Genomic DNA, 18,203 nt, shown 5'->3' with positions numbered 1-18,203 from the left:
TTCGGCTTGCAGAGCCGCCCTAGCGCCGTGAACCGCATCAACCCGACGCCCCACCCGCGAAATCAGAGGCAGGAACTGATCGGACAGTTTGCCGAAATCCCCCATACAGTTCGCCGCCGGGCCTGAGTACGCGAAATGCTTTCCCGAAAGCCCGCCGTTTAGGCTAACGCGTCGTCAGACGCTGCGGCATCAGTCCAGTGCACATGCGATCAAAGCTTGCGGCTACGGTAAATGATAGCTTGGGCCATGTGTTCATAGTGGCGTTCCTCATTAATCGTTTGAGTTTTCATTAGGGCGAGCGGCGCTTTCCGGGAGACGGCAAAACCCTTGTGCTGGCAAATCGAGGGCGCTGTTAAATTTGCTGGATAAATTCTGGAAGGCGATGAGGCCGGTCAGTTCGACGATTTCATCTTCGTTAAAGTATTCATACAGGCGCTGTGACAAACCAACATCAACCTGCCGGCCGGTATAAGTCATTGCCTCGACGTATTCCAGGACAACTCTTTCCTTGTTATCAAACAACTCGCTTTCCTGCCATCGTTCAAGGGCTTCCACCTTGTTCATGGAGCCTGTTCTTTTTGCCAACACGGCGGAGTTAATATCAATACAAAAACGGCAGCCGTTTATTTGCGATACCCGCACCGTAATCAAGGAGCGTAGAACCGGATCGATAGGGCTGCCTTTTCTATCCAGCACCCCATAGAGTATTGCTATCGCTGCAAACAGCCTGGGGACTCTGGCCCAAATCAATGCAGGCTTAAGGATTTGTCCGTATTTTCTTTTTTGATTCCAGAAGAATGGACGAAGGTACCAGGGGTAACTGGAAACGGGTTTTTCTGTGACTCTCATATCATAATCCAGGCAGAGTTTAAACATCCGGACTCATCCGAAGACAGTACGGGCAACGGTTCGGCCAAGGCAGACAGCTTCACGCCGTCTACCACTCGCAACCAGACCAGAGCGGTTGCCACATAGACCCCGCAATAGGCGCCGCTCAGTGGCTGTGGCGGTGGTGGGCATCCGGGAAGTGTGCATGCGTGTGGGTCAGGGCGTCATGTCGATGCCGGTGGCTGTGCCTGGCGCCAGGCTCGACAGGGGCGTCATGGGCGTGCTGATGATGTTCGTCGTGTTTGTGCTCGTGCTCATGTTCCAGCGCCTCATGCAAGTGTTCGTGTCCATGCCGTTCGGTAAGGTGCAGCCAGACCCCAAGCGCCATCAACGCCCCGGCAGCTAGCAGAGGCAAGGTCAGAGTTTCACCCAGCGCGATTGCCAATACCGCGCCGAAGAACGGTGCGACTGAAAAGTAAGCGCCGGTTCGCGCCGTGCCAAGGTGGCGTAAACCGACGACGAACAGCACCAGACTGACGCCGTAGGCAAAAAAGCCCATAACAATCGCCCCGGCCAGATTTAACACAGGAGGCCATGTAGCGCCCAGGGCGAATGCCAGAATCAGATTAACCGAACCAGCGACCACTCCCTTGATAGAGGCGATCCAGGTTGCATCTGACAGCGATACTTTTTGGGTCAGATTGTTGTCGAGAGCCCACGCGAAACATGCGCCAAGCACGGACAGAGCTGGCCAAAGACCTGCGAAGCTGACCTCGCCCGGCCAGCTCAAGACGATTGCACCGGCCACGATGGCGGCCATGCCCAAGGCAATACGGCGATCGAAATTTTCCTTGAAGACGAACCATGCCAACAGCGCAGTGAACACGCCTTCGGCGTTCAGCAGCAGCGATGCGCCTGATGCCGGCATGCCGCTCAGTCCCAGCATTAACAGCACAGGCCCGATGATGCCGCCTGCGATTATTGCCCCAACGAGCCACAGTCTGTCAGAGCGCGTTAGCCTCACGGATGCGCTGCGCCTCAAGCGGCGATAGAGCGTAAGGCCAATACCAGAGCCAAGATAAAGCAATCCTGCCAGCAACCAGGGACTGACACTGTTCAGCAGCATTTTCGCCAACGGCGTACCTGCCCCGAACAGCAACGCTGCACCAAGCGTTGCTAAAACGCCGGGTTGGCGCATTCTTTCTTTCCAGTTCATAACCGTTATTACCTCTCGCGTTAAGTAATATTTAACAACTGTTGCGGTTTGAATTACCGCGCTCGACCGCTTGTTCTGCCTGCCTGCGCCGTTTCAAAGCACAGGATTGGGTGTTTGCCTGAAGCTTCATTTTTATTTCAAGCCTTCCTTATGGGGACGGCGGATGACTTTTCTCAGTTCCAGGACAATTAGCGGTATGAATCCGGCCCCGATCCAGGCCGCGTACTGATTTTGCGACACCGGCTCGATCTGAAACAGCGTTTGCAGCATGGGGACATGATGTATCGCCAACTGCAAGGCAAAGCTCACTGCCACAATCAGAAACAAGCGCATGTTGGAAAACAGGCCGATCTGCCATATAGTGCGCTGCTCGCTCCGTGCGCCGAAGGCGCGCAGCAGTTCGGCGATCACCAGAGTGGTAAAGGCGGCATCGCGGGCTTGTTCAAGGCTGTTGTCGATATAGAGTTCATAGGCGAACACGCCAAGCGTGACGCCGGCGGTCAATAAGCCGGTGAACAGAGTTAGCGTGAGGAACTCCCGGTTGAATAGCGCCTCCTGGGAACGCCGCGGCGGGCGATTCAATACGCCGGGGTCGATCGGATCAGTCGCAAGGGCTAGCGCAGGCAAGCCGTCTGTCACCAGGTTGATCCACAGAAGATGCAGCGGTAGAAGCGGCAGCGGCCAGCCCAGAAGGACCGCGCTCAGCATTACGATCAATTCACCGGTATTGCCGCTCAGCAAATAGGCCAAAGTTTTGGCGATATTGTCATAAATGCCCCTCCCTTCTTCAACGGCAGCGACAATGGAGGCAAAATTGTCATCGGTGATAATGATGTCGGCAGCCTCCTTGGTCACCTCGGTGCCGGTAATGCCCATAGCGATGCCGATGGAGGATTCCTTGATCGCAGGCGCATCATTAACCCCGTCCCCGGTCATCGCCACGACTGCGTCCCGCGCTTTCCAGGCGCTGACAATGCGGAGCTTGTGCTCGGCGGTAACCCGCGCATAAACCGAGACCTGTGCTACACGCGCCTTCAGCGCTTCGTTATCCAGGCGGTCAATCTCGGCGCCTGCGAGAACTTCTTCGCCTTTGCCCAGCATGCCCAATTCATGGGCTATGGCCCGCGCCGTATCGGGATGATCCCCGGTGATCATAACGGTTTTGATGTCGGCCCGCTTGCACTTGACCACGGCTTCCTTCGCCTCGTTACGAGGCGGATCCTGCAAGCCTACTAGCCCCAAAAGGATAAGCTCCTGCTCAATCTCGTTGTCGTTTATCACCCCGCCTTCTTCGAAACTGAAGCCAGCCAGGGAGCGCTCAGCGACTGCCAGCACGCGCAGGGCATCATGTGCCATTAAGGTATTAGCCTGGAGCAGCCGGCTGCGGTCGCTTTCAGTCAGTTCCCTTACGCCCTGGCCGGTACGAATCAGGGTGCAACGGTGGAGAATAACTTCGGGTGCGCCTTTGACAAATGCCCAGAGTTGGTTTTCCCGACGACGGATGACTGTCATGCGTTTGCGGTCGGAATCGAAAGGTACGGCAGCCAGGCGCGGCATTTCAGTCTCAATGGCCCCACGGCGAATGCCGCCTTTTGCTGCGGCCACCAGCAGCGCCCCCTCGGTGGGATCGCCCACTATTCCTGGACGGTCATCTATTAAGGTCAATTCGGCATCATTACAGGCGGCCGATGAACGCAGCAAAGCCAGGAGTTCCGGGCTTTTTGACGGCAGGCTTTCCTCGGTGCCGGAAAAGAAAGCGCCTTCCGTGGCATAACCTTCGCCGGTGACTCGATATAAGTTTTCCGAGGTAATCAACTTGCGGGCCGTCATTTCACCCATCGTCAGCGTGCCGGTCTTGTCGGTACAGATAACCTGAGCTCGCCCTAGCGTTTCAACCGAGGCCAGGCGCCGCACCAGGGCATGACGCTGTACCATGCGCTGCACACCCAACGAGAGCGCGACAGTCACCACTGCCGGCAGACCTTCCGGAATGGCGGCTACCGCAAGACTTACCGCGCTCATGAAAAGCTCAAACGGCGCAATTCCTCGCAGCAATCCGAGGCTGAAAATCATCACGATGATGCCGAGACAGGCCCACAACAATAAGCGCGCTACCCGGTTAAGCTGACGTTGCAGCGGGGTTTCTCCGCTTTCGGCGGTGTCCAGAAGTTTGGCGATATGGCCGAGTTCCGTCTCCATTCCGGTATTCACCACCAAGGCGCGACCGGTGCCTGCTGTCACGCTGGTGCCGAGAAAGACCATATTGTTCCGCTCCGCCAGCGGCGTTTCAGATGGCAAGCTGTCGGTGAACTTGCCTACGGCTTGCGATTCTCCGGTGAGCGGCGCTTCGTTGATGCGAAGAACCGATACCTGGATCAGCCGAGCGTCCGCAGCGATCAGATCCCCGCCTTCGAGCAACAGAATATCGCCCGGAACAATTTCAGAGGCGGCGACTACGGCGCTATGGCCGTCACGCACCACGCGGCAATGGGGCGCTGCCAGGCGTGCCAATGCGGCCGCCGCCTTTTCGGCGCGATACTCCTGAAAGAAGCCGATAACCGCATTCAGGATTACGATGGCAATGATGGCGATGCCGTCTACGGTTTCGCCCAGCGCGGCGGAAACCGCCGCTGCGCCAATCAGCACCCAGATAACCAGACTTTTAAACTGGCTTACAAAAATGATCAGGGCCGAAAATCGCTTGCCCTTGCGCAGTTTATTTGGCCCATACCGGGCAAGCCGGTTTTTCGCTTCATTGGCCGAAAGCCCCTGCTCCACATCGCTAGCAAGAAGGCTTGCGGCTTCGGTAATCGAGGTGTTGTGCCATGTGTTCATAAGTGGAGATTCTTTTGCTCTTGATATTAGGAATCGAAACTAAACCCGAACGCTTTAGGACCGCCAATGCTGGCTTTTGGCATATACAGCGCGCATTAAATGCTTGAATAACGGAGCATAGCGCATAACCATCCTGAATAGCACTGCCTGCAGTTAACGGCGATGGCCAGAGGCTATATCTCTTCGCTTTAATAGCGCTGATCCTGAAAATACAGCTCTCGAGCCAAGCCCCAGAGCTCTTCCGACTGATTCAAATAAAGGGTAAGCGTTTACTTTACCTATCATTGCGAGGGGATGAGCATTTTCATCCCCTGCGCTTGCATGACTGTTTACATCTGACGATGCATCTTCGCCATTTCCAGGTTCTCCTCGGCGGCTTTTTCATAGACATCAATCAGCCTTTGGCAATGGACGCCGAAGTCAGTTGACTGCCTGCCCATCAACCACGGCTCGCGCTCGTACTGCTTCAGGAGCTTCTTGTGCTCCTCAGCCTTAAGCCGCATTTCTTGCGCTACATCCTCATAGTGTTTCGCCAGCGCCTCATGATCAGCTTTGGTTTGTGCGTTTTGCAAGGCTTGATTCATATCCATCGGATGCGGGTTCATCTCGCCGCAGGCGGACAGTAAGCCAAAGGCTAAAAGCAGGATAATCAATGATTTGGTCTTCATGGGTTTTCTCCAGAGTAATACAATTATTAAAAAGACATTGTTTCTATTGTTTCTAAAATATTAGCATATCGTTCAGTTTTACCTCCTTTATAGCTTGTTGTCGAAAGAATGAAGTCTAGCAGATGCCGTGTCTATAAGCCCAACCTGCATGACTATTATTTAATATGAGCGTCCCTTGTCCCAGGGGTGACCACGACTGCCAGGATGTGACTGGTAGCCATTTTTATATACCTTAGTACTTGATGCGCACGCAGAAACAGTAAGCAATAAAAGTGTGATTACTATAACAACAGGTTTTTTAGTTTTCATGGCTTTTCTCCAGAGCCATTCAATAGCCAGAATGACATTGTCTTTCACATTGTTAATATAGCGTTCAATTTTCGGGATTATTTGATGATGGAATGGCGCTTGCACAGGGCATAAAGCGCCGGTATGACAATCAAGGTCAACAGCGTTGACGACACCATGCCGCCCACCATCGGCGCGGCGATGCGGCGCATGACTTCCGAGCCGGTGCCGGTGCTCCACAGGATAGGCAATAATCCTGCCATAATCGCAGTGACAGTCATTAGTTTCGGCCGCAAACGTTCCGCCGCGCCGGCCATCAGCGCGGCGTAAAGATCGGTCTCGGTGAAAGGGCGCTTTTCTTCGACGCACTGGCGCTGCTTTTCCCGGTAAGCCTGATCCAGGTAAACCAGCATCACGACGCCGGTTTCAGCAGCAACTCCCGCCAGGGCGATGAAGCCGACGCCGACCGCCACGCTGACGTTATAATCCAGAAACCACAACAGCCAGACGCCGCCGACCAGCGCAAACGGCACGGACAGCATAACGATGAGCGTTTCGGTCAGGCGGCCGAAGTTGAGATAAAGCAAAACGAAGATAATGCCCAAGGTGAGCGGCACGACCCGTTGCAATCGCTGTTTGGCCCGCTCCATATACTCGAACTGGCCGCTCCAGGTAATATAATAGCCGCCAGGGAACTTGACCGATTGCTGCACCGCTTGTTTGGCGTCCTTTACATAACGGTCGATGTCGCGTCCGCGCATGTCGACATAGATATAAGCGGACAACAAAGCGTTTTCGGTACGTATACCCGAAGGGCCTTGATCCAGGCTCAGTTGTGCCAGTTGTCCCAAAGGAATCATCGCTCCGCCGGACACCGGAACGAGCACCTGCGCGGCAATGGCTTGCGGACTGTCGCGCAGTTCACGCGGATAGCGGACGATGACGGCGAAACGTTCGCGTCCTTCCAGCATCGTGGTCACGGTCTCGCCGCCGATGGCGGTGGCAATAATGTCCTGCACATCGCCGATTAAAAGCCCATAACGCGCCAGCGCTTCGTAGTCCGGCGTGATGTTCAGATAAAAGCCGCCAGTGAGGCGTTCGGCATAAGCGCTGGTGGTGCCGGGAACGTTTTTGACGGCCTGTTCGATCTGCTGCGCCAGGCGTTCCATTTCTCCCAGATCCTTGCCGAACAGCTTAATGCCGATAGGCGTGCGGATGCCGGTCGCCAGCATGTCAATGCGGTTTTTAATCGGCATCGTCCAGGAGTTGCTGACGCCGGGAATTTGCAGCGCCTGATCCAAAGCGGCTATGAGCTTGTCGACCGTCTGTCCGGGCCGCCAGGCGGATTCCGGCTTGAGGTTGACTAATGTTTCCGACATCTCCAGCGGCGCCGGGTCGGTGGCAGTCAATGCGCGCCCGGCTTTGCCGAACACCGATTCGACTTCGGGAAAGCTTTTAATAATGCGGTCCTGGGTTTGCAGCAATTCGGCCGCTTTGGTCGGAGACAGGCCCGGCAAGGTCAACGGCATGAACAGCAGCGTGCCTTCATTCAGCGTCGGCATGAATTCACCGCCCAGATGAGAAGCCGGGTACCAGGATGCCGCCAGCATCAGCAGCGCGAAAGCGAGCGTCAGTTTTTTGTAGCGCATGACCACGGCGATGACCGGGCGATAAAACCGGATCAGGACGCGGTTGATGGGATTGCGTTGCTCGGGCAGGATTTTCCCGCGTACAAACAGTGACATCAGCACCGGAACCAAAGTTATCGACAGCAGCGCCGCGCCGGCCATTGCGAACGTCTTGGTATAGGCCAGGGGATGGAACAGGCGGCCTTCCTGTGCTTCCAGCGCAAACACCGGCAGGAACGAAACCGTGATGACAGCGAGGCTGAAAAACAGCGGCGGGCCGACTTCCCGGCAGGCATTGAGCAATATTTCGAAACGCGGCAAGCGGCCGGCATCTCGCTCCAGATGCTTGTGCGCATTCTCGATCATGACGATGGCGGCATCGACCATGGCGCCGATAGCGATGGCGATGCCGCCCAGGCTCATGATGTTGGAATTCATGCCCAGCGCCTGCATGACGATAAAGGCTACAGCCAAGCCGACGGGCAGCATCAGAATCGCCACCAGTGCGCTACGTATGTGCAGCAGAAACAGCACGCAGACTGCAGCGACCACGGCGCTTTCTTCCAGCAAGGTATAGCGCAAATTCTCGATGGCGCGATAAATCAGCTCGGAGCGGTCATATACCGTTTGCACGCTGACACCGCTTGGCAAACCGGCGCTGATTTCGCGCAGCCGGTCTTTGGCATTGCCGATGACCTCCAGCGCATTCTGGCCATAGCGCGCCAGCACAATACCGGAAACCGCCTCGCCTTCGCCGTTCCATTCGGTGATACCGCGCCGCTCATCGGGCACCAGTTCCACGCGCGCCACGTCGCGCACCAGTACCGGAATACCGTTTTTGGTCTTCAATACCAGCCGTTCCAAATCCGCCTGACCGCGCAGATAACCGCGTCCGCGCACCATGTACTCGGTTTCAGCGAGCTCGATAACCCGGCCGCCGACATCGCGGTTGCTATTGCGGATGGCATCGCTCAAGGTGCGCAAGGAAATGCCATAGGCTTGCAGCTTGCCCGGATCGGCCGTGACCTGATACTGCTGCACGAAGCCGCCGATGCCGGCGACTTCGGCTACTCCATGCGTTTTGGTCAATTGGTAACGCACAAACCAGTCCTGCAGAGTGCGCAGTTCAGCCAGCGATTGGTTTTTCGCCAGCAGTGCGTACTGGTAAACCCAGCCGACGCCGGTGGCATCCGGTCCCAGTTGCGGCGTCACGCCGCGCGGCAGGCGCCCTGCGGCAAAGTTGAGATATTCCAAAACCCGCGAACGCGCCCAGTAAATATCGGCGCCGTCCTCGAAAATGACATACACGAAAGATGCGCCGAAGAACGAAAAGCCGCGCACGACTTTGGAGCGCGGCACGCCCAGCATGGCGGTGGTCAAAGGATACGTGACCTGGTCCTCGACGACTTGCGGCGCTTGTCCTGGATATTCGGTGTAAACGATCACCTGCGCGTCGGACAGATCGGGCAGCGCATCCAGCGGTATAAGCGCCAGCGCGTAAATCCCGCCGATGACAATGCCCAGCGTTGCCAGCAGCACCAGGAATCTATTGCGCAAGGACCAGGCAATGACATGGTTCAACATAGCTAGCGGCCTCCGGGTTGCGCTTCAGGCACAGCCTGGCTGGCATCAGCATCGTAGCCGCCAAAGCTATCCAGGGCCGATTTCAAATTACTCTCGGCATCGATCAGGAAATTGGCGCGCGTCACGACTTCATCACCGGCTTCCAGTCCTTCCAATACTTCCCGATAGCCGTCGGCCTGCCGCCCCAGCTTGACGGCGTGCGGCTCGAACCGGCCTTCGCTCCGTTGCAGCAGCACGATTCGGCGCGTGCCGCTGTCAATGACCGCCGAATCGGGAACCGCCAAACGCGCGTCTTTTTCCGCGGGCGCGGCCAGCGCGACGCTGCCGTACAGTCCCGGTTTAAGCAAACCTTTGTCGTTGGGCAGCTCGATGCGCACTTGGACCGTCCGGGTTGCCGTTGCCAGCGTCGGATAGATGAAGTCGACCTTGCCGCTGAACAGCCGCTCCGGATAGGCGTCGATATGCACCTGCACGGCCTGGCCCTGACGCACTCCGCCGATATCCTGCTCGAACACATCGGCCAGCAGCCATACCGTGCTCAGATCGGCGATACGGAACAACAGCTCGCCGGGCATGAAGCGCATGCCTTCCACGGCCGGTTTCTCCAGCACGACGCCGTTGACGGGGGCCGTTAGCGGCAGGGTATCCAGCGGCTTTTCCAGGGTTTGTAAATGCTGCAACTGTGCCGGGGCAATGTCCCAATAATGCAGGCGCTGCAAGGCATTTTCGGCCAGCTGCTCGGCCGTGCCACGCGCCTGGGCGCTGGCCTGCCGCAGAGCTTGCTTTCCCTGCCGGGCGATCAGATATTCCTGCTGGGCAGTCACCAGTTCCGGGCTGTAAATCTCAAGCAGCGGCTGACCGCGTTTGACGGCTTGTCCGGTGGCATTGACATACAAATGCTGAATCCAGCCTTCAAACTTGAGTGTTACGGCGTGAACGCGCCGCTCATCGGCCTGAATGCTGCCCAGCGCGCGAATGCTGCGAGTCAGCGTGCGTTTTGCCACGGTTTCGGTGGTCACGCCCAGTTTCTGGATTTTTTCCGGGCTGATCCGGATTTGCCCGGAGGGTTCCGGTTCGGTCTCATAAACCGGCACGTAATCCATGCCCATCTCATCTTTTTTCGGCCCCGGTGAGGTATCCGGAGCCCCCATCGGATGCCGGTAATACAGAATTCTGCCGGATTTCGGCTTAGCTTCCGGCAGATTCTGGTCTTCCGCATAAACCGGCAGGTAATCCATGCCCATCTCATCCTTGGCTGGGGTAGGCGAGGTAATTTTGGGATTCATCGGATGACGGTAATACAGCGGTTTCCGTTCATTTAACCCCACATTAGCCTGGGTTTTCGCAACCCGCTGTTGTCCAATCCATAGTCCCAATCCGATGCCGAACAGTAAAATTATAATGAAACCGGCATATTTAATCATGACCCAACTCCTCGCCGACTTCAGCGGACAAGTCGGCCAGGAGTTGCTGCGTGCCGGCCAAGGCCTGCCAGTATCGCGTCTGATATTGAAAAAGACTCAGTTGCGTGCGCAGCAGATCGCTAAAGCTCGCCTGGCTGACTTGATAGCCGGCCAATAAAGAACGGACCGTTTGCTCCGCCTGCGGAATGATTTCATGCTCGAGCAGCAGCAGCTTTTCTTTTGTCTGTTGATACTCGGCGGCTTTGGCCGCTATCTCGGCCTGAATTTTGCGATGGTCGTCCTCTAAGGCATATTGCGCCTGCAAGAGTTCGCTCTGGCGCTGGTCAATCGCCCGGGCTTGCTTGCGGCCTGCATAAATCGGCAAATTGATACTCAGCTGGACACTGGCGAAATCGGTGCGCGGCTGCCCCGTCGGCGTGTTCCGGCGAGCATCATAAAATGCGCCAACGGTGAAATCGGGGTAGAAACCTTGTTGCGCCAGATCGACCCTGGCTAGCCCGGCATCCAGCATCTTGCGATGTTGGGCGAATAAAGGACGAATTTGCAGGGCCTTGTCATGCAGGGCGGACTCGACAAGGACCGGCAACCTGAATTCAGCCTCCGCCGGAATTCGCACAGGTGTTTCCGCAGCACGATCCAGCATGGCGTTGAAGCGGGCGTTCTGAGCTGCGCGCATACTGACCAGATCCAGTTTCTCTTCCTTGAGCCTGGACAGTTCAAGCTGGGCCAACAGCACATCCTGCTGCGAACCTTCGCCCACTTGATATTTGGCCTGGGCTATGGCTATGAGCTGCTGGAAAAAGTGTTCCGATTCGTCCAGCAGATTTAAAGCGCGGTCATAATAAAACAGCTGCCACCAGCCCCGTTTTACTCCGCCCGCCAGCCGCAATCGCGCTTCGTCAACTGAATCGGCGGCGGCCAGTGCTTCCTGTTCGGCGATTTTTTCCCGCAATGCCAGCTTGCCGGGAAATGGAATCTCCTGGCTGACGCCTGCTTCCATCATGGTGAAATCATCCTGCTGCAGGCTGAAACTGTCGGTTGGCAGATAAAGAGCGCCGAATCTGAGCGTCGGATCGGGCAAAGCGCCTTCTTGTGAAGGCACGGCCGCTATTGCCTCGGCACGCGCCCTGATTTCAGCCAGTCCCGGGTTGCCGGTTAGGGCAAGTTCAAGCGCCTGACCGAGCGTCAGGACAGCTTCATTTGTCTTGATGGCCGGGGTTTCGGCTAGCGCCGTAGCCCAGCCCATATAGACTATGCCGGGTGAAATATGAAAAACCGGGCCAGGTGAGAATGCGGCCAGCCAGAAAGTCAGCGCCGCCCATACCGAAGGCGCCTTGGGCGTTAGCCGTGCACAGCTAATAAAAAACATTGGATTTTCCTCTTACAGTAAACAAATCAGGCTTTGCAGTTCAGGAAGCCTTGGTGCGCCTGAATAGGCGCGATTCGATTTGAAGAGGAACTAATTCAGCAGGGTGCAGAACCGATAGATGAGCAGAATCCGTCGGCCGAGCGGCGGATCAGCTATACGCGAAACTCTTGTGGGAAAATAGCTTGGGAAAAAATACCAGTACGTCCAGATGAGGCTCAGAATGACAACTGGCAAGTCGGGATTAGTCAGACGATTAAAATCGGGGAACGAGTCAGGTTGCGAGTCAAGACAGGGCTTGAATGAACAATCCTGCAATGCCTTAGGCATCGAGTCTTGGTGATGAAGATGCGAGGGCGCGCCCGTGTCCGGACATCCCGGCATAGGATCGGGCATGGCAATAAATGCCGAAGGCATCGAACAGGTTGCCGAAATGGTCAAGGAAATCCAGCTCACCAGCAACACGAGCACCAGCGTACGCAGGTAAAGACGGTTTATTTTTGAATGCAACGCTATTATCACAAGAGTGCTCTTAACGCAGTGATTTTCATACAATCTAGCACAGGGAAAATACTATAGCAAATAGCCGGCCGACGGTTGTTGAAAATCAAACCGGGCACTTCGAATCTTGCCGGTCAGAATAAATTCAGAATTCCTGTTCAATGATCTCTATTGCATTTCCATCCGGATCCCGGAAAAACAAGGCTTTTCTGCCGGATATGCTCACCGTATAAACAATACCTTGTTTATCCAATATTTCCCTGACGGTTGAAAGATCCGGCACGTTCAATGCGACATGGCGATCTCGTCCGCCATGTTCGGGACGGCCGGTCACAGAGTCGGGATTTTTTAGTTCCATTAAATGAATTTGTTGCGCGCCCAACTGCAACCATGCCCCTGGAAAACCAAAATCGGGCCGGTCAACTTGCTGTAAACCAAAAGTCCGGCAGTAAAATTCTAGCGACTTTTCGACATCAGCAACAATAAGGCTCACATGGTTCAGGGAATAACTGATTTTTGACATTATTAGATCTGATCGCAGTAATTGATAAAGCCGTACATTATCACATTTACTATAACCGAAAGGGTAAATCCGGTATGTATCAAAATTGATGTGTATCAAGATTGAAAAGTTTCAAAAGAATTTCCGCTGCATATTTTTTCTTGCAGTTTATCTCAAGAAATTAGCGTAGGAATCTTCCTCCGCTGATATCGATCAAAGCACCGTTTATATGCGATGACATGTCGCTAACCAGAAAATGTACTGCACTTGCCACTTCTTCGGCATACGTGTTGCGTCCCAACGGCGTCTGTTTGCGATAATTCTCCATCATCTCCGGCGTGGAATGGATCTCATGGTGCTGTGTTTCCACAGTGCCGGGCATGACGGAATTGGTGCGTACTTGAGGCGCCAGTTCCTTGGCCAGGGTGTGGGTAAAGACCATCAGGCCGCCTTTTGCAGCCGCGTAGGCGCCGCCGCCATTGGCGCCGCCGGTTTGTACGGAAAGCGAAAGAAGGTTGACAATGCGGCCGCTGCCGGTAGCCCGAAGATGCGGAATAGCTCGTTTGGTCAACAAAAAAGCACTGGTCAAATTAATAGCCAGTGATTTGTTCCAGTTTTCCACCGTACACTCTTCAATCCTTGCGCGTTTAACCAGTCCGCCGCTATTATTGACCAGAATATCGAGGCGGCCTGCTTCAGCAATAAGTGTATCAACCACGCGGTTGGCCTCATCTTCACGGGTAAGATCGGCCGGTAAAAGCATGGCGTTGATTTTAGCGGCATTCAATTCATCAATAAGACTTTCCGCGCCTGTTTTACTGCTATGATAATGAATACCGATAAAGGCACCCGCATGGCCCAGCGCCAATGCCACGGCTCGCCCGATTCCGACCCCTGCCCCGCTTACCAAAGCTACCTTGCCCGCTAGATTTAATGTTTGCTCTGGTAACATGAGTGTGCTCCTAAAGATAATTATTCGCAATCGTCAAGACAGCCTGAAATTTAATAGACCAATAGCAAAAATAACACTGCGTGATGATCAGGAATAAAATAGTTAATTAATATCCAATCGCTTCTGCCAAGTTTACCTGGAAAATCAGGAATTACTCAATTAACTTAATTCGATTACGCTTATCTATTATCTGTAACCTGTATCTTTTTCATGTTCTATCCGTTAATAGCAGTTAAAGAGTACAAATTCATACGCCTTCTTTTAATTTATTAATTTAATTAATTTAAAACCTGAATTTCATGGAAAATTACAGCTTTTACAGTTATTTGACAGCGGCAATTGCCTATTTCCTCTTGCTGCCTGTAGCCTTGATGGGGATCAGAAAGAACTTTTTTGCCCTCCCTTTTATGATAGCCGCAGTTTTTTCTTTGATCTGGGCCGGCTATACGGCTTTTTCCATACAAAGCCGGGAGTTATTCACTTCAGAAATACTGCCATACGAAACCTTACGCGATGCGTCCTGGTTTTTTTTGCTAGTTACATTAATGTCGCGGCAGCAATTCAGCAGTAATTATGCTTTATTGATTAAATCCGGGCTGACCCAGGCATTAATATCAATGATCGGATTTATTTTCATAATGGAAGTCTTCGCAGATTTTCGTTATCAGATCCAGCAACTCCTGGGCCAGGATATTCGTCTTTTTGCCCATGTTGTTTTTGCAATCCTTGGCCTGATGCTGGTGGAACAGGTATATCGAAATGCAGTGGTTGAAGTGCGCTGGGCAATCAAATTTTTATGTATCGGCGTAGGCGCTTTATTCATTATTGATTTTATTGTTTATAGCAAATCATTATTATTTTCAAAACTGGACTCTTCGCTCTGGAATTCCCGGGGAATAATCAATGCCTTGATTGTGCCTTTGGTAGCTATTTCAATTCACCGCTTACAAACCGATACCACTCGAATTACCATCTCAAGAAAAGTCGTATTTCATACCACAGTCTTGTTTGGCGCAGGGCTTTATCTGATTTTAATGTCCCTGTCAGGTTTTTATATCCGCGATTACGGCGGTAACTGGGGAGAAGTTGCCCAGATTATTTTTATTTTTTTAGCAATTTTACTGCTATTAATATTATTCGTTTCAGGGAAAGTGCGGGCATTGTCCAAGGTTTACTTTAACAAGCATTTTTTCCACTACCGTTACGATTATCGGGATGAATGGATTAAACTGAGTAAAACAATAGCTCAGTTAAATTCCATTAATGAATTATCAGGCTTTATCATTAAAACCATGGCGGAACTGGTCGATAGCTCGGGCGGCGGCTTATGGTTAAAAAATGAACAGAATGGTTTTTATCTCGCTGAAGAAAAAACGCTGGGCTTTACAGCTCCGAAACTGATCGGTTCAGACCAGTCTTTAATAAAATTCCTTACAAATAAACAATGGGTTATAGATTTCTTTGAATATTTTAATGACCCGGAAGTTTATGATGAAGTGGATTTAGCCCAATGGTATGCTGAAGAAAACAATGTCTGGCTGATCATTCCCCTGTTTCGGCAAAACGAGTTGGAAGCGTTTGTTGTGTTGACCCAGGCTAAAGTTCCAAGACGCCTAAATTGGGAAGATCACGATTTATTAAAAACTGTAGGCATGCAGCTGGCTAACGCCTTGGCGCTCAGCCATGCCAGCGATGCATTATCCAGGGCGCGGCAATTTGAAGCTTATAACCGGCTTTCGGCTTATCTGGTTCATGATCTGAAGAATCTGGTGGCGCAAATTTCCCTCATCGTAAAAAATTCAGAAAAACATAAATACAATCCTGAATTTATTGATGATTCCATAGCAACTTTGGAAAATGTAGTCAATAAAATTGAATACCTCTTGAGCCAGCTAAAAAAGGGTACAGTAAAAACCGATAATAAAATAGTTATTAACCTTAACGAAATTATTAGCGATGTCTCTATACAGCAAGCCGGAAACAACCCCCCCTTGCAACTACCCGAACGTGCCGATAAAATTGAAGTTTTCGGGGAAAAAGAGAAATTTACGGCTATTTTGGGGCATCTTGTACAAAATGCTCAAGACGCCACAGCTGATGACGGTTATGTCAAACTCGAATTAGGCAAAGATGACAATCACGCTGTTATTAAAATTATTGATAATGGTTGCGGAATGGACAGTAAATTTATTGCTGAACGCTTATTCAAACCGTTTGATACCACGAAAGGCAATGCCGGCATGGGGGTTGGCGTATATGAAGCGCGCGATTATGTATTAAAACATTCCGGTCATATTGCTGTGGAAAGCACACCTGATCTGGGAACCACTTTTATTATCAGCCTGCCTCTTGCCCGGCAAGAAAGTTAATTTTTTATTAAGCAATCCCAATTATTCTAAATTATCTTCTCTTTCCTCTATTAAAGTTTACTGCTGAAGCAATAAGGAAAAAAGTACCTTTCCGGATAAAGTCAAGAATCGGGACGAGGTCTGTAACCGCTCCAAACCGCGCCGGCAAAAGCAACGACGTTTTACCCCCTACATGCGCTTTTTGGACTCTAGGTCGGGGTCCAAAACAGGCAAGACGATTGAATTAAATAAATAATTGATATTACGCAGTTATCTTTCAAAAAGCGTATTATTTTAAGGTGGAAAAGGATAACTAGCGTCACACCGAGACTACCTGATCTGCAATAATAGGTTTGCGACGGTGACCGTTATGTCAGCGATAGGGGGCAGGCAAGGTGAGCTACGGCCAACTGACTCATTATTTATCAGCGAGTACATATACCTTTAAAGATCTTTTGGGCGAAGTTAAAGGGACGGTACGTCAAATAGAACAGGAAGAGGACGGCAGCCTGTTCTATTTGACGTACCGTCCAGGAGAAGGTATTGAAGGATGAGGATGAGATCATATGCTGGCATAATGACCACGGCAAAACTTGGTGGGTCAAGGGCATCAATCTGGTGAAGGCGTTGTACCATAGCAAGGGCGTGTTAATCCCGGTCGTCTTTGAAGTGGTACATAAGCCTCATCGTGAAAAAAGGCAAGCAATTTAAAAAAGGCAAGCACTTTAATTAGTGTACTCAAAGACAATCGCTTGGCGGCCTTAAGAGAAGATGACCAGAAAGAAGCAGGATTTGTACGTGTCAGTCAGATGGAAGTAGTAAATTAGCAGGTGCTGCACAGTTAACTGAAAGGATTCCTTAAAGAGGCGCTTTTCGTCCGCAGAGTATTTACCTACAAACATGACAGCTGCGGCTATTGAACCTGGTATGCAGCGGTTCAGAGTGCAACGGCGAACAAGCCGCCAGACTTTATCAAAACAGTGGAAAATCGATAAATTCCATAAGTCGTTAAAAGCCAATGCGAGCTTAGCGTAGTCCTCAAGCCGCACGGTCCATCCACAACAATCACATCTTTATGGGTATATACGCGGTGTTCAATATGGGGTGTCTGAACATTAAGCACAACGCCAACCATTTCACATTACAGGCTAAGCTTTTCATAAAGACGAATTAGGTGACTTATTAAGAAATCCAGAAATTACAAGCTGCGTAACATCAGTTAATATTTGGCATATCGAGCTTTATAATCTAATGTGATATATCGAACAGACTAGTGTAAGTGTTGCCTTTATGCTACTGTTTAAGAAATTTTTACAACAAATACACAAATTTGTGGTATTCTATATTTGTTTATAGAAAGAAAACCTTTTAAAATTCAGAAACCGCAGAAAGTATTAAAAACATAAATTAACTTCAAGGATTAATTCATAAAACAAAAGAGGCATATGAAAAAATTAGCTGCTGAGCTGGATGAATGAATTGTCATGTTGGCTTGCTGACTGCCAAGGCAGAGAGCACGACAGGGGATACAAATTACACTCTATGCACAGACACTTGAAGAATTACGTTTTAGGCAACGAGAAGCTTCAGAAAAATGAAGGAACCGGATGAGGCTTGGGAAGTTGGGAAAAGGACAGTAGATACAGCAGATAAAGTATGGAAAGATCTTTAAATAGGAGTAATCACGGCATCAGCTAAATTTAAGTATGCCTAGGAAATAATTATAGAACCAGTGACCTAGTGTTTAATATAAATTTACGGTCAAATCGAGCCATAGAATTTTTAATTTAATATTAATATATCAAGATAGATTCAGCAGTTCGTTAAAGGTATCGCAGAAACAATAGCGGCTCAACACCGCAAGTCTAAACTGATCGAAGAATACAAAGTTATAGTAGATTTTGTATTTTATATTTATGAGTTAGGTTTTTTTAAACTTCTTCAAGGAGAATATTATGCGCAAGACACAGTTACTGGCTATTGCTACTTTCACCAGCTTAGGCCTTATCACATCCGTATCCGCTGCCCCCTACCAGGACGAGTCAGCGCCGGAGACTACTTCC

At 51.5% G+C, this 18,203-nt stretch carries 11 protein-coding genes and 1 pseudogene; 2 read left to right on the top strand and 10 right to left on the bottom strand.

The window, feature by feature from the left end:
• Window positions 1–270: 270 nt before the first annotated feature.
• From HUX64_RS03255 to HUX64_RS03210, 10 genes are all read right to left on the bottom strand, one after another.
• Complete coding sequence (locus HUX64_RS03255) at window positions 271–849, bottom strand: carboxymuconolactone decarboxylase family protein (protein ID WP_174624808.1); 579 nt, start codon at window positions 847–849, stop codon at window positions 271–273.
• A gap of 145 nt (window positions 850–994) precedes the next feature.
• On the bottom strand, window positions 995–2,044 hold the full coding sequence (locus tag HUX64_RS03250) for a DMT family transporter (RefSeq protein WP_174624807.1): 1,050 nt from the start codon (window positions 2,042–2,044) through the stop codon (window positions 995–997).
• Between the two features lie 132 nt (window positions 2,045–2,176).
• Window positions 2,177–4,879 carry a cation-translocating P-type ATPase gene (locus tag HUX64_RS03245; protein WP_174624806.1) on the bottom strand — a complete coding sequence of 901 codons (2,703 nt, stop codon included), beginning with the start codon at window positions 4,877–4,879 and terminating at the stop codon, window positions 2,177–2,179.
• Window positions 4,880–5,208: 329 nt separating this feature from the next.
• The gene (locus HUX64_RS03240; protein ID WP_174624805.1) at window positions 5,209–5,547 is read right to left on the bottom strand and encodes a hypothetical protein; all 339 of its coding nucleotides are present in this window, start codon (window positions 5,545–5,547) and stop codon (window positions 5,209–5,211) included.
• A gap of 386 nt (window positions 5,548–5,933) precedes the next feature.
• Window positions 5,934–9,047, bottom strand: coding sequence for an efflux RND transporter permease subunit (locus HUX64_RS03235; protein ID WP_174624804.1), 3,114 nt, complete (start codon window positions 9,045–9,047; stop codon window positions 5,934–5,936).
• Window positions 9,048–9,049: 2 nt separating this feature from the next.
• Window positions 9,050–10,471, bottom strand: coding sequence for an efflux RND transporter periplasmic adaptor subunit (locus tag HUX64_RS03230; protein WP_174624803.1), 1,422 nt, complete (start codon window positions 10,469–10,471; stop codon window positions 9,050–9,052).
• Window positions 10,464–11,840: a TolC family protein gene (locus HUX64_RS03225; protein ID WP_174624802.1), complete on the bottom strand. Its 1,377-nt coding sequence runs from the start codon at window positions 11,838–11,840 to the stop codon at window positions 10,464–10,466. Before HUX64_RS03225 ends, HUX64_RS03230 begins: the two co-directional genes overlap by 8 nt.
• Window positions 11,841–11,930: 90 nt before the next feature.
• Window positions 11,931–12,359 carry a hypothetical protein gene (locus HUX64_RS03220; RefSeq protein WP_174624801.1) on the bottom strand — a complete coding sequence of 143 codons (429 nt, stop codon included), beginning with the start codon at window positions 12,357–12,359 and terminating at the stop codon, window positions 11,931–11,933.
• Window positions 12,360–12,483: 124 nt separating this feature from the next.
• On the bottom strand, window positions 12,484–12,861 hold the full coding sequence (locus HUX64_RS03215) for a VOC family protein (protein ID WP_174624800.1): 378 nt from the start codon (window positions 12,859–12,861) through the stop codon (window positions 12,484–12,486).
• A gap of 160 nt (window positions 12,862–13,021) precedes the next feature.
• A complete protein-coding gene (locus HUX64_RS03210; RefSeq protein WP_174624799.1) occupies window positions 13,022–13,792 on the bottom strand; it encodes an SDR family NAD(P)-dependent oxidoreductase in 771 nt (256 codons plus the stop codon).
• Window positions 13,793–14,091: 299 nt separating this feature from the next.
• On the opposite strand from HUX64_RS03210, the gene prsK reads away from it, so the two are divergent.
• Complete coding sequence (prsK, locus tag HUX64_RS03205) at window positions 14,092–16,161, top strand: XrtA/PEP-CTERM system histidine kinase PrsK (protein ID WP_174624798.1); 2,070 nt, start codon at window positions 14,092–14,094, stop codon at window positions 16,159–16,161.
• 313 nt (window positions 16,162–16,474) lie between these two features.
• Window positions 16,475–17,314 (top strand): annotated as a pseudogene (locus HUX64_RS20355) (IS701 family transposase).
• The last annotated feature ends 889 nt before the right edge of the window (window positions 17,315–18,203 follow it).

The sequence above is a fragment of the Candidatus Methylobacter favarea genome, assembly GCF_902806695.1.
Lineage (GTDB): Bacteria > Pseudomonadota > Gammaproteobacteria > Methylococcales > Methylomonadaceae > Methylobacter_B > Methylobacter_B favarea.
This window is presented reverse-complemented; position numbering and strand designations above follow the sequence as displayed.